This window comes from Streptomyces sp. Ag109_G2-15 (assembly GCF_900215565.1).
GTDB lineage: Bacteria > Actinomycetota > Actinomycetes > Streptomycetales > Streptomycetaceae > Streptomyces > Streptomyces diastatochromogenes.
Map to the genome: position 1 here is coordinate 5,927,690 of NZ_OCNI01000001.1, position 12,803 is coordinate 5,940,492.

The 12,803-nt window shown below is 71.7% G+C and carries 12 protein-coding genes; 8 read left to right on the forward strand and 4 right to left on the reverse strand.

Annotated features, from left to right (window positions below; genetic code table 11):
- Nucleotides 1–167 precede the first annotated feature (167 nt).
- Nucleotides 168–1,412 (forward strand): glycoside hydrolase family 10 protein, encoded by a 1,245-nt coding sequence (locus CRP49_RS26735; RefSeq protein ID WP_179851757.1) that lies wholly within the window; start codon nucleotides 168–170, stop codon nucleotides 1,410–1,412.
- 1 nt (nucleotide 1,413) lies between these two features.
- Here the strand turns inward: CRP49_RS26735 and CRP49_RS26740 are convergent, their stop codons facing one another.
- Both CRP49_RS26740 and CRP49_RS26745 read right to left on the reverse strand, forming a co-directional pair.
- Entirely contained in the window at nucleotides 1,414–1,611 is a 198-nt protein-coding gene (locus CRP49_RS26740) for a DUF1918 domain-containing protein (protein WP_094216879.1), read from the reverse strand.
- Nucleotides 1,612–1,627: 16 nt separating this feature from the next.
- The gene (locus CRP49_RS26745) at nucleotides 1,628–2,539 is read right to left on the reverse strand and encodes a DMT family transporter (RefSeq protein WP_097255686.1); all 912 of its coding nucleotides are present in this window, start codon (nucleotides 2,537–2,539) and stop codon (nucleotides 1,628–1,630) included.
- On the opposite strand from CRP49_RS26745, the gene CRP49_RS26750 reads away from it, so the two are divergent.
- The 3 genes from CRP49_RS26750 to CRP49_RS26760 all read left to right on the forward strand — a co-directional run bounded on the left by CRP49_RS26750 (nucleotide 2,538) and on the right by CRP49_RS26760 (nucleotide 5,161).
- Nucleotides 2,538–3,971 carry a PLP-dependent aminotransferase family protein gene (locus CRP49_RS26750; RefSeq protein WP_179851758.1) on the forward strand — a complete coding sequence of 478 codons (1,434 nt, stop codon included), beginning with the start codon at nucleotides 2,538–2,540 and terminating at the stop codon, nucleotides 3,969–3,971. The two genes, CRP49_RS26745 and CRP49_RS26750, sit on opposite strands and share 2 nt — an antisense overlap.
- 85 nt (nucleotides 3,972–4,056) lie before the next feature.
- Nucleotides 4,057–4,494, forward strand: coding sequence for a GNAT family N-acetyltransferase (locus CRP49_RS26755; RefSeq protein WP_097255688.1), 438 nt, complete (start codon nucleotides 4,057–4,059; stop codon nucleotides 4,492–4,494).
- A 73-nt stretch (nucleotides 4,495–4,567) separates the two neighbouring features.
- Nucleotides 4,568–5,161 (forward strand): histidine phosphatase family protein, encoded by a 594-nt coding sequence (locus CRP49_RS26760; protein WP_097255689.1) that lies wholly within the window; start codon nucleotides 4,568–4,570, stop codon nucleotides 5,159–5,161.
- On the opposite strand, the gene CRP49_RS26765 is transcribed toward CRP49_RS26760, so the two are convergent.
- Nucleotides 5,143–5,586 carry a DUF6314 family protein gene (locus CRP49_RS26765; protein WP_097257545.1) on the reverse strand — a complete coding sequence of 148 codons (444 nt, stop codon included), beginning with the start codon at nucleotides 5,584–5,586 and terminating at the stop codon, nucleotides 5,143–5,145. The two genes, CRP49_RS26760 and CRP49_RS26765, sit on opposite strands and share 19 nt — an antisense overlap.
- A 114-nt stretch (nucleotides 5,587–5,700) precedes the next feature.
- Here CRP49_RS26765 and CRP49_RS26770 point away from each other — a divergent pair, with 114 nt between their 5' ends.
- Complete coding sequence (locus tag CRP49_RS26770) at nucleotides 5,701–8,187, forward strand: alpha-L-arabinofuranosidase C-terminal domain-containing protein (RefSeq protein ID WP_097255690.1); 2,487 nt, start codon at nucleotides 5,701–5,703, stop codon at nucleotides 8,185–8,187.
- On the opposite strand, the gene CRP49_RS26775 is transcribed toward CRP49_RS26770, so the two are convergent.
- Complete coding sequence (locus tag CRP49_RS26775) at nucleotides 8,174–8,611, reverse strand: carboxymuconolactone decarboxylase family protein (RefSeq protein WP_097255691.1); 438 nt, start codon at nucleotides 8,609–8,611, stop codon at nucleotides 8,174–8,176. The genes CRP49_RS26770 and CRP49_RS26775 overlap by 14 nt on opposite strands.
- A 245-nt stretch (nucleotides 8,612–8,856) precedes the next feature.
- Between CRP49_RS26775 and CRP49_RS26780 the strand changes: the two genes are divergently transcribed.
- The 3 genes from CRP49_RS26780 to CRP49_RS26790 are packed head-to-tail and all read left to right on the forward strand — an operon-like array spanning nucleotide 8,857 to nucleotide 12,767.
- A complete protein-coding gene (locus tag CRP49_RS26780) occupies nucleotides 8,857–11,409 on the forward strand; it encodes a YfhO family protein (protein ID WP_097255692.1) in 2,553 nt (850 codons plus the stop codon).
- 21 nt (nucleotides 11,410–11,430) lie between these two features.
- Entirely contained in the window at nucleotides 11,431–12,381 is a 951-nt protein-coding gene (locus CRP49_RS26785) for a glycosyltransferase family 2 protein (RefSeq protein ID WP_097255693.1), read from the forward strand.
- Nucleotides 12,378–12,767 carry a GtrA family protein gene (locus CRP49_RS26790; protein ID WP_097255694.1) on the forward strand — a complete coding sequence of 130 codons (390 nt, stop codon included), beginning with the start codon at nucleotides 12,378–12,380 and terminating at the stop codon, nucleotides 12,765–12,767. Before CRP49_RS26785 ends, CRP49_RS26790 begins: the two co-directional genes overlap by 4 nt.
- The last annotated feature ends 36 nt before the right edge of the window (nucleotides 12,768–12,803 follow it).

A 12,803-nucleotide genomic window follows, 5' to 3' on the forward strand; every position in this document is an offset into this window, starting at 1 on the left:
TTCCCTTCGCTGGTGTTCTCCGGCTCTGGCAGGACCTCCGGGTTCGGCGCCTGCTCCGATCGTGCACGTTACCGCCAAGTATCGATGATCGATCGCCCGGGTGGGGGCATCCTGGGGCGCGGGACGATCCGTGACGGCGCGGATCCGGAGCGTATGGGGGTGTGCAGATGGGGCGACTGTCACGGCGTGCGTTCGCGATGGCGGCGCTGTCGACGCTGGCGACGGCCCAGGGTGCGGCGGCGGTGCCGGTGCCGCGGCACCGGCACTGGCCGTGGCCGCGCGCGGCCGCCGAGATGCGGGGCGTGTGGCTGGCGACCGTGTCCAACCGCGACTGGCCCTCGAAGGCCGGCCTCACGGCCGAGGCGCAGCGCACGGAGCTGATCGCCCACCTGGACCGGGCGGTGCGTGACCGGCTCAACACGGTGATCCTCCAGGTGCGGCCCACGGCCGACGCCCTGTGGCCCTCGCCGTACGAGCCCTGGTCCGAGTACCTCACCGGCACCCAGGGCAGGGACCCGGGCTGGGACCCGCTGGGCACCGCCGTGCGGGAGGCGCACGCCCGCGGCCTGGAACTGCACGCCTGGTTCAACCCGTACCGCGTCGCCAACCACACCGACCCGACCCGGCTGGCCGCCTCGCACCCGGCCCGCCGACACCCGGACTGGGTGGTGCCCTACGGCGGGAAGCTCTACTACAACCCGGGCCTGCCCGAGGTCCGCGCCTTCGTGGAGCAGGCCATGCTCGACGCGGTCGTCAGGTACCCGGTGGACGCCGTCCACTTCGACGACTACTTCTACCCGTACCCGGTCGCCGGGCAGACCTTCGACGACGACGCCGCGTACGACCGGTACGGCGGCGACTTCTCCACCCGGGCCGCCTGGCGCCGCGACAACATCGACAGGCTGGTGCGGGAGACGGCCGCGGCGATCAAGCAGGTCCGGCCCGGCACCCGGTTCGGGATCAGCCCCTTCGGGGTGTGGCGCAACGCCGCGACCGACTCCCGCGGCTCGGACACCCGGGCGGGCGTGCAGACGTATGACGACCTGCACGCGGACACCCGTACGTGGGTACGCAACCACTGGATCGACTACATCATCCCGCAGCTCTACTGGCACATCGGCTTCGCCGCCGCCGACTACGCCACCCTGGTCGACTGGTGGGCGAAGGTCGCCGAGGGCACCAAGACGCGGCTGTACATCGGGGAGGCGCTGTACAAGGCGGGGGCCGCGGGGCAGCCCTCGGAGTGGCAGGACCCGGTCGAACTCTCCCGGCACCTCACGCTCGCCGCCGGGTATCCGCAGGTGCGCGGCCATGTGTTCTTCGCCGCCAAGGACGTGGCGGCGGATCCGGTCGGGGCGATGGCGCGGGTGGTCGCCGACCACTACGGGCAGCCGGCGAAGCCACCGCGCTGAGCTATGACGGTCGGGTTTCCTTGTGCCGGATCTCGGTGTCGGGGCCGGGGGAGCAGATGCCCGTGTGCCCGTCCTGGAAGCGGACGCGGTACGGCGGCTCGCCCTTCTGGCCCATCACTTCGACGATCTCGCCGATCTTGTCGTGTTCGCCGACCACCCTGCCGTGCTGGACAAGCTGGTCGCCGACGGTTGCGCGCATCAGGCCCTCCTCGCGGTCACGACCGTTGGGTGACGGCGATGCAGACGAGCACGGCGACAGCGGTCAGGGGAGCGGCCGCCGTAAGGTGCTCGCCCAGCAGCAGCGCCGACCACACCAGTGTGAGCAGGGGCTGGGCCAACTGCAACTGGCTCGCCTTCGGGATCCCGATGGCCGCCATCCCGCGGTACCAGACGACAAGACCGAGGAACTGCGAGACCACCGAGACCCACACCAGACCGGTCACCCCGTGCACGGTGAAGTGCACCGGCTCGTACGACAGCGCCAGCGCTGCTGCCGGCACGCTCAGCGGCAGGCACAGCACCAGCGCCCAGCCGATGACCTGCCAGCCGGGCATGACCCGGGCCAGCCGCCCGCCCTCGGTGTAGCCGGCCGCGCACACCAGCAGTGCGGCGAACAGATAGCCGTCGGCGGCGGTGAGCGCACCGCCGCTCTGGCCGAGGGTGAAGGCGAGCACGGCCGCCGCGCCCGTCAGCGCCGCCAGCCAGAACCGCCGCGAGGGACGGTGGCCCATGCGCAGGGCCGAGCAGACGGCGGTGGTCAGCGGCAGCAGGCCCACCACGACGGCGGCGTGCGAGGTGGTCGAGGTCTGCAGGGCGAGCGTGGTCAGCATCGGGAAGCCGAACACCACTCCGGCGGCGACGACCGCGAGGCCCGGCAGATGCCGGCGGTCGGGCAGCGGCACCCGCAGCACCAGCAGACACCCGCCCGCGATGAGCGCGGCAAGGACGCTGCGCACCGCCACCAGGGACCAGGGGCCGAAGCTCTCCAGGCCCCAGGCGGTGGACGGGAAGGTGAGGGAGAAGGCGGTCACCCCCAGGGCCGCCATCCCGGTGCCGAAGGACCGGTGCTCCCGGGGAGCGGGGACCGCTATCGCCGTCGCGGTAGTAGCGCTACTCTGTGCTCTCATGCATGAGCGTAGCAGTGTGGGTGAACTGGCAGAACAGCTGCGACGGGAACTGGACCGCTACTCCCCAGGTGGAAAGCTCCCGTCGAGCAGGGTCCTGGTCGAGCGGTTCCGGGTGAGCCCGGTGACCGTCTCCCGGGCCCTGGCCCAGCTGGCCGCCGAGGGACTGGTGGTCACCCGGCCCGGCGCCGGCGCCTTCCGCGCCCGGCCGCATGCCGTGGCCGCGCCCGCCGGGGACACCTCCTGGCAGGAGGTCGCGCTGAGCGCCGACGGCGCCTCCGACCTCGTACCTCGCACGGTGGACGCTTCCGGGGTCACGGTCTCGCTCACCACCCCGCCCCCGGGCGTGCTGGAGTTCAGCGGCGGCTATCCGCACCCCTCCCTGCAGCCCGAGCGGGCCATGGCCGCGGCCCTGGCCCGGGCCGGGCGACGGCCCGGCGCCTGGGGGAGGCCGCCGCTGGAGGGGCTGCCCGAGCTGCGCGAGTGGTTCGCGCGCGGCATCGGCGGCGCGGTCACCGCGGCCGAGGTGCTGATCGCCGCGGGTGGCCAGGCCGCGCTGGCCACGGCCCTGCGGGCGCTGGCCCCGCCCGGTGCCCCGGTCCTCGTGGAGTCGCCCACCTACCCGGGCATGCTGGCCCTCGCCCGCGCGGCCGGACTGCGCCCGATCCCGGTGCCGGTCGACCCCGACGGCGTACGCCCCGACCTCCTCGCCGATGCCTTCCGGGCCACCGGCGCCCGGCTCTTCGTCTGCCAGCCCCTGTTCCAGAACCCGACCGGCGCGGTCCTGGCCCCCGACCGCCGCGCCGAGGTGCTGCGCATCGCCCGCGCCGCGGGCGCGTTCGTCGTCGAGGACGACTACGTACGGCGCCTCGTGCACGCGGACGCGGGCCCGCTGCCCCGCCCGCTGGCCGCCGACGACCCCGACGGCGTGGTCGTCCACGTCGGCTCGCTGACCAAGGCGACCTCGCCCAGCTTCCGGGTGGCCGCGCTGGCCGCGCGCGGTCCCGTGCTGGAGCGCCTGCGCGCGATCCAGGTCGTGGACAGCTTCTTCGTCCCCCGGCCGCTCCAGGAGGCGGCCCTGGAACTCGTCGGTTCCCCGGCCTGGCCCCGCCATCTGCGGGCCCTCTCGGCCGAGCTGAAGACCCGCCGCGACACCATGACGACCGAACTCGCCCTGCACCTGCCCGAACTGGCCCTGCCCCACATCCCCTCCGGCGGCTACCACCTCTGGCTCCGCCTCCCCGACGGAGCCGACGAGGCCGCCCTGACCGCGGCCGCCCTCCGCGCGGGGGTCGCCCTCACCCCCGGCCGCCCGTACTTCAGCGCCGAACCCCCCGCGGGCCATCTCCGCCTGAGCTTCGCGGCGGTGGCGGGGACGGGGGAGATCGCGGAGGGGATACGGCGGCTGCGGGTCGCGTGCGACGAGGTGCTCTGAGGCAGGGTGCTCTCGGGCAGGAAGGCAGTCGTACCACCGGGTAAAACGATTCGACGCCGGCCGTCCGCCCTGTGAGGATCCCCGCATGAGCGACGCACCCGACCTCCCCGACGGCTACGAGTTCTCCGCCGACACCTCCCGCGTGGACGTCGACCGTGTCCACGGCTGGCTGTCGACCGACGCGTACTGGGCGATCGGCCGCCCCCGGGAGAAGCACGAGCACGCGATGGCGTCCTCGATCAACTTCGGGGTGTACGCGACGGCCTCGGGCGAGCAGGTGGCGTACGCGCGCGTGGTGACCGACCGGGCGCTGTTCGCCTGGCTGGCCGACGTGTACGTCGACCCCTCGGTGCGCGGCACGGGCGTCGGCACGGCCTTCGTCGGCCGTATCCGGGACCACCTGCGGCCCTTCGGTCTGCGGCGCATCCTGCTGGCCACGGAGGACGCGCACGGGGTGTACGAGAAGCTGGGCTTCCGGCCGCTGGACCGCCCCGACCGGTGGATGATCCACCTCCCCCAGTGAGCGGGCGCACACCCCGGGTAACTCACAGGTAACGGCCCTTGACCTGGGTACACCCGAGGCTCACCATCACCGCATGCCACTTCGGGTCACGTTCGTCGCCGCCGCGCGCAGTTCCCCGCTGCTCGCGGAGCGCTTCGAGGACGACCGGCCGCTGGACCTGGCCGGCTGGGACGAGGTGCAGCGCATCGCCGGGGACCTGCTGCCGCTGGCGGCGGCCGAACTGCGCTACTGCTCCCCGACCCCGCGCAGCCGTGCCACCGGCGACGCCCTGGGGTACGCCCCGCTGGTCCAGCTCGCGCTGCGCGACTGCGACATGGGCCGGTGGCGCGGGCTGACGCTGGGCGAGGCGATGGCTCGCGAACCGGAGGCCGTGGACGCCTGGCTCGCCGATCCGCGCTCCGTCCCGCACGGCGGCGAGTCGCTGCTGGCCTTCATCTCCCGGGTCGGTGGCTGGCTCGACACCCGCCCGGTGGGCGACGGCGGCCGGATCGTCGCCGTCGCCGAGCCCTCGGTGATCCGCGCCGCCCTGGTGTACGCCCTGAAGGCGCCGCCCGCGACCTACTGGAACATCGACGTGCGCCCGCTCTCCACGACCACGGTCACGGGCCGCTCGGGCCGCTGGAACCTCCGTCTGGACGGTGTGTCGGCTCAGCCCTCGCGCACGTAGTCGGTGGTCAGCAGCAGTTCCTTCGCCGGTCCGCCGACCCGCCACACCGAGCGCCAGTGGTCGGCGTCCGTCACCGTGAACTCGCCCCGGTAGAGGTCGGCCGCGCAGGGGTGGTCGGCCACGTGCCGTCCCGAGGTCAGGTCCAGGTCGTGGAAGGGCCGGCCGTCCGCGAAACGGACGTCCGCCGTGCCCGGCGAGGCCCCGGGCAGGAAGCGCAGGGTGCGTGTCGCGGGCCGGGCCACGCCCTGCCAGGTGAAGGTGCCCGACTCCTCGTGCAGCAGTCCGCCGCCGTCGAGCGGGCTGAAGACGGTGACTCCCTCGAACCGCCCCTCGTCCCCGCTCGCCAGATCCCGCACGGTCCGCTCCACCCGCCAGCGTCCGGCCAGGTGGGCCAGGACATCGGCCACGGGCCAGAACCCGCCCATCATCACCCCTGTCTGTCCGCCCCATTGACGTGCTCATACCCCTTCCCTATCTTGCCGTTCGAAGTGCTGACCACTGTCTGATATTTCGAACAATCGAAGAGCCGCGGAGTATCCATGTCACGCACCACCCGCACCAGGCTGAGACTCGGCCTCACGGCAAGCGCTTTCCTGCTGGCTGCCACCGCCGTCCCGGCCCCCGCCCACGCCGCCGACGTCACCGACTACTCGATCACCGTCGACCCCACCGCCCAGGGCGCCGAGATCGACAAGACGATGTACGGCGTCTTCTTCGAGGACATCAACCGCGCCGCCGACGGCGGCCTGTACGCCGAACTCGTGCAGAACCGGTCCTTCGAGTACTCCACCGACGACAACAGGTCGTACACACCGCTGACCGCCTGGACGGTCTCCGGCACCGCGCAGGTCGTCGGCGACGCCGGCCGGCTGAACGACCGCAACCGGAACTACCTCTCCCTGGGCGCCGGTTCGTCGGTCACCAACGCCGGCTACAACACCGGCATCGCGCTGGAGGACGGCAAGAAGTACGACTTCTCGGTGTGGGCCCGTGCGGAGGCCGGCACCACGCTCACCGTGTCCCTCCAGGACGCCGGCGGCACCCTGGCCACCGGGCACACGATCGCCGTCAAGAAGAGCGGCTGGGCCCAGTACCGGGCCACCTTCACCGCGACCCGCACCAGCAGCACCGGCCGCCTCACCGTCGCCTCCTCGGCCGCCGCCGCGCTCGACATGGTCTCCCTCTTCCCGCGCGACACCTACAAGCACGAGCCGAACGGCCTGCGCAAGGACCTCGCCGAGAAGGTCGCCGCCCTGCACCCGGGCTTCGTCCGCTTCCCCGGCGGCTGCCTGGTCAACACCGGCTCCATGCAGGACTACAGCGAGGCCTCCGGCTGGCAGCGCAAGCGCTCCTACCAGTGGAAGGACACCGTCGGCCCGGTCGAGCAGCGGGCGACGAACTCGAACTTCTGGGGCTACAACCAGTCGTACGGCCTCGGCTACTACGAGTACTTCCGCTTCGCCGAGGACATCGGCGCTATGCCCCTGCCCGTCGTCCCGGCCCTGGTGACCGGCTGCGGCCAGAACAAGGCCGTAGCCGACGACGCGCTGCTCAAGCGGCACATCCAGGACACCCTCGACCTCATCGAGTTCGCCAACGGCCCGGTGACGAGCGAGTGGGGCGGGAAGCGCGCCGAGATGGGCCACCCGAAGCCCTTCCACCTCACGCACATCGAGGTCGGCAACGAGGAGAACCTGCCGAACGAGTTCTTCGCCCGCTTCACGCAGTTCCGCGCGGCCATCCAGGCGAAGTACCCGTACATGCGGGTGATCTCCAACTCCGGCCCGGACGACTCCGGCGCGACCTTCGACACGGCCTGGAAGCTCAACAAGGACGCCAGGGTCGACCTGGTCGACGAGCACTACTACAACAGCCCGCAGTGGTTCCTGCAGAACAACGACCGCTACGACTCCTACGACCGCAGCGGCCCGAAGGTCTTCCTCGGCGAGTACGCCTCCCAGGGCAACGCCTTCAAGAACGGCCTCGCCGAAGCGGCCTACATGACCGGCCTGGAGCGCAACGCGGACGTCGTCAAGCTCGCCTCCTACGCCCCGCTGTTCGCCAACGAGGACTACGTCCAGTGGCGGCCGGACCTGGTGTGGTTCAACAACCACGCCTCCTGGGGCTCGGCCAACTACGAGGTCCAGAAGCTGTTCATGACCAACGTGGGCAGCCGGGTGGTGCCGTCCACCGCCACCACCACCCCGGACGTCAGCGGCCCCATCACCGGTGCCGTCGGCCTGTCCACCTGGAACACCAGCGCCGCCTACGACGACGTGTTGGTCACCGCCGCCGACGGGAGCACTCTGCTCAGCGACGACTTCTCCGGTGACGCCTCGAAGTGGACCCACACCGGCGCCGGCAGCTGGAGCGTCCAGGACGGGCAGTACGTCGAGACGTCCGACACCGCCGAGAACACCATGGTCCAGGCGGGCGACCCGTCCTGGCACGACTACGACCTGCAGGTGAAGGCCACCAAGAAGTCCGGCAAGGAGGGCTTCCTCGTCGCCTTCGGCGTCAAGGACACCGGCAACTACTACTGGTGGAACCTGGGCGGCTGGAACAACACCCAGAGCGCGGTCGAGCAGGCCGTGGACGGCGGCAAGTCCACCCTGATCTCCAAGGCCGGCTCGGTCGAGACCGGCCGGGCCTACGACATCGACGTCAAGGTGCGCGGCCGCCAGGTCACCCTGTACCTCGACGGGCAGCAGTGGGGCAGCTTCACCGACGACAAGCCGGCCGAGCCGTTCCGCCAGGTCGTCACCCGGGACGCGAAGACCGGTGAGCTGATCGTCAAGGTCGTCAACGCCCAGGTCTCGGCGGCCCGTACGGCGATCGACCTGGGCGGCGCCAGGGTCGCCCGCACGGCGAAGGTGACCACGCTCGCCGCCGCCCCCGACGCGGTGAACAGCGAGACGTCCACGGCGGTCACCCCCGAGACCTCCACGTTCACCGGAGCGGCGGGGAAGTTCACGTACACCTTCCCGGCGAACTCCATCACCTTCCTCAGGATCAAGCAGAAGTAGCCGCGGCCGGTGCGGGCTGCTGTCCGAGCGGCAGCAGCCCGCGCTCGGCGAACACCTTCTTCGCCACGAAGGTGGCGTTCAGCGCCTTCGGCATGCCGCAGTAGACCGCGGAGTGCAGCAGCGCCTCGGTGATCTGCTCGGGCGTGAGGCCCACGTTGAGCGCCGCGTTCACATGCACGTCCAGCTGGGCCTCGCAGCCGCCGAGCGCGGTGAGCATGCCCAGGGTGACCAGCTGCCGGTCGCGCGGGGCGAGCCCGGGCCGGTCGTAGATCTCCCCGAAGGCCCACGCGACGATCTGGTGCCCCAGCTCCGGGTTGATGTCGGCGAGCGAGTCGACGACCCGCTGCCCGGCCTCGCCGTCGACCTTCTTCAGAACCTCCAGGCCGTGTGTGAAACGCTCGTCACGGGTGGTGCTCTCGCTCATGTGTCCGCTGGTCATGACGAGGACGGTAGAACTTGGAGTGCGCTCCAAGTCAAGCGCTGCTCGATTCACCTCGAACACACCTTTCGGAAATCCTTTGTTTTCCTGGCCGTCATGAAATTCACGCGGTGTTTCCCGTATTCGGAAGAAGTCGCCTCACTTTTCGGTGAGCGCACAACCAACAGGAAACGTGTCCCGTCTAAGACGGCGAATCGACGAGGCATACATTCCGGGGGGGACCGGCGAAAATGCAATTCCGACCGAGGCGTGCCGCCGCCCTGCTCGCCGCGGCCGTCACGATCACGGCGTTCTGTGCCGCCGACGCCCTCGCCCGCAGCTACCCCTTCGGCCCCCGCACCCGCAGCGTCAACGACCTGGGCAACCAGTACGTGCCTTTCCACACCCACCTGTGGGACCTGCTGCACGGCAGGGCCGACGGCGGTCTCCTCGTCAACTGGCGGTCCGGCTACGGCTCCAGCTTCCTGCCTGACCTCGGCACCTACCTCGGCAGCCCGTTCGCCCTGCTCGTGGCCGTCTTCCCGCGGGACGAGATCGACCTCGCGGTGTACGTGGTCACCGTCCTGAAGACCGCCTCGGCCGCGGCCGCCATGGCCTGCCTGCTGCTCACCCTGCGGCCGGGGCGCTGGTGGGCGGCGGGCCTGCTCGGCACCTCGTACGCGCTGTGCGGCTGGAGCGTCGCCGACGCCTCCTACAACCCGATGTGGCTCGACGGGCTCATCGCCCTGCCCCTGCTCTGCCTGGTCGGCGAATGGGCGCTTGCCGGGCGCCGCCGCTTCCTCGGCGTCCTGGTCGTGGCCCTCGCCTGGACCGCCAACTTCTACACCGCCTACATGGCCACTCTGGGAGCCGGTCTGGTCCTGCTGCTCCGGCTGGTGCTGGCCGACCTGCCGCGCCGGCGGGCGCTCGCGGCGGCCGGCCGCGCCGCGCTCACCGTCGTCCTCGGCGTGGGCCTCGCCGCCCCGCTGGTGACCGTCATCTACTTCGGCACCAAGCACGCCTATCCCGGCCGCGTCCGCCAGTTCGCCCCGGTGGCGAGCGAGGACGTGCTGGCCCGGCTGCTGCCGGCGACGTACGGCTTCGGCTCCCCGGCCGTCTACGTGGGCGTCACGGCCCTGCTGCTCGCCCTCGCCCTGCCGTTCCACCGCGCGGTGCCGGCCCGGGTGCGCACCGGCTGGACGGTCCTCGTGCTCGCGGTGACCCTGTCGATGCAGTGGGCGCCGACCCACCTGGTCTGGCACGCCTTCGCCACCCCGCAGGGCAGCCCCTACCGCCAGGCGTTCGTGCTGTGCGGGCTGCTGGTGATCGCCGCCTGGCACACCCTGTCGTACGGCCCGCCCGACCGGCGCGCGCTCGCGGCGGCGGCCGGGCTGCTCGCCCTGATCACCCTCGCCGCGAGCCGCAGCGACCTGGTACGGCCCTTCGCCTGGCCGGTGCTGCTGCTCGCCACCGCCGGCGCGCTCGGCGGACTGGCCCTGCTCGGCCGCGCCGACGCCGGGCAGCGCTCCCGGCTGGCCGGCCTGGCCGTCGTACTCCTGCTCGGTGCGCAGCTCGGCGAGACGGCCGCCACCTCCGCCGTGGCCACCCGGCTGCGCCTCGCGCACCTGGACGACTACGCGCCCTGGGGGCAGCGGCAGCAGCGGCAGGCGGACGCGATCGCGGGGGCCGACGGCTGGCCCCGGTACCGTACCGACCCCGGACGCGAGCAGACCGTCGGCAACGACCCGCTGCTGGTGGGCGGCCAGGGTGCCCAGTACTACAGCAGCCTGACCTCCGACGTCCTCAGCCGTACGCTCACCGCGCTCGGTGACGGCTGGACCTCGCGCGGCCGCAGCGTGCAGAGCCTCGACAATGCCGTCACCGACGTCATCTTCTCGGTCGGCGCCCGGGTCCACTCGCCGCCCGACCCGCACCAGAAGCACCTGGCGCAGGACGCCGGCCCGGTGACCGTGACCCGGCAGGACGTGCCGCCGCTGGTGACCGTACGGACCGCTCCCGACCGCGCCCCCTTCGGGCCGTCGCCGTACCGCAACCAGGAACTGCTGCTCGGCAGCCGCGTCTACACCGTGCCCCGCCTCGCCGTGCACGGCGACACCGGAAGGCCGGCCCGGGGAGGCCGGGTCGGGTCCGGGAACGCCGTGACGAGGCCGACGATCACGGCCCGCTGCCCGGCCGGGACCCAGGTGTACCTGTGGGCCCCGCACTACTCGGGCACGGCACGGCAGCACGGCGCCGGCACCGACGCCCGCTTCCGCTTCGAGTTCCCGCGGGGCCGCGCCGCGATGGCGCCGCTCGGCCCCGCCCCGGCGTCCGGGCGGCTGCGCGTCGAGCTGTCCCCGGACCGCCCCGGCCGTATCCCGGGCGGTGCGATCGGCTGCCTGGACACCGCACGCCTGCGCACCGCGGCCGCCCGCCTGAAGGCGACCGCCGCCACCGAGGTGACCGTCTCCGACGGCACCCTCCGGGCCCAACTGCCTCCGGGCAGCAGGGGGATCGCCGTGGTCGCCGCGCCCCGGATCGCCGGCTGGCGGTGTGCCACGGGCGGCGGCCGGGAACGGCCCGCGGGGGAGTACCACGGGCTGATCGCCGTCCCCCTCGACGGTAACTCCACCTCGCTGACCTGCACCTTCCACCCGCCCGGCCTGCGGCTGGGCACGGCCGTCGGGGGCGCCTCGCTGCTCACGCTCGCCCTGCTCGGCGCCCTCACCGCCGTGCGCCGCAGACGCGTCCCGGCACCGTCCACGACCACACCACCGCGCGAGCGCGTGACCACCGCCCGCTGACCGCGCCCCTGGGGGACCGCCATGCTGATATCGATCGTCGCGCCCTGCTACAACGAGGAAGACGTCCTCGAACGCTTCCACGAGGAGGTCCAGAAGATCGCGGACGAGCTGCTGCCGCTCGGCCACGACATGGAGTTCGTGTACGTCGACGACGGCAGCCGCGACCGTACGCTCGCCGTGCTGGGGCACCTCGCCGACTGCGACTCGCGGGTGCGGTACGTCTCCTTCAGCCGCAACTTCGGCAAGGAGGCGGCCCTGCTCGCGGGCCTCAGGCACGCCTCGGGCGACTCGGTCGTCGTCATGGACGCCGATCTCCAGCACCCTCCCGAGCTGATCAAACGGATGGTGGAGCTGCGCGGCCAGGGCTACGACCAGGTCATCGCCAGGCGCAGTCGCACCGGCGACCGCCTCACCCGCACCCTCACCGCCCGCCTGTACTACCGGCTCATCAACCGGCTGGTCGACGTCGAACTCGTCGACGGTGTGGGCGACTTCCGCCTGCTGTCGCGCCGCGTGGTGGACGCGATCCTGAACCTCACCGAGTACAACCGCTTCTCCAAGGGCCTGTTCGCCTGGGTCGGCTTCCCGAGCACCACCTTCGAGTACGAGAACGCGACCCGCGAGGCCGGCACCAGCTCCTGGTCCTTCCGCAGCCTGCTCAACTACGGCCTCGACGGCCTGCTGTCCTTCAACAACCGGCCGCTGCGCGCCGCCCTCTGGCTCGGCATGGGCCTGCTGCTGTGCGCCGGGGTGTACACCGCCTGGATCGTGGGCGCCGCGCTCGTCAACGGCGTCCAGACGCCCGGTTATGTGACCATCATCACCGCCGTCACCGCCCTCGCCGGCGTACAGATGGTCATGCTGGGAGTCATCGGGGAGTACACCGGCCGCATCTACTACGAGGTGAAGGGGCGCCCGCACTTCCTGGTGAAGGCGACCAACGTGGAACGGACGAAAGACCTCATCCCTTGATCTCGCGACAGATCCTCACCTTCGCCGCAGTCGGTGTCGTCAACACGGCCACCTACTACGTTCTTTACCTGTTGTTCCTCACCTGGCTGCCCTATCTGGCCGCGCATATTCTGGCATTCCTGATCAGCATGATCGGATCCTTTTTCCTGAACGCCCGCTTCACCTACCGGACGCGGCCGACCTGGCGGAAATTCCTGCTGTTCCCGCTGACGAACGCCACCAATTTCCTGATCACCACCGCGGGTGTGTACGTGATCGTCGACGTCCTGCACGCGGGCAGCCGCTTCGCCCCCCTCCTCGCCTCCGCGGCGGCGATCCCGGTGACCTTCCTCGTCTCCCGCCGGATCATGCTGTCCCGCCGCCCCGAGACCGAGCCGATTGCATAAAAGTGCAGCGATACGTATAGTCATGCCATCCAGAGG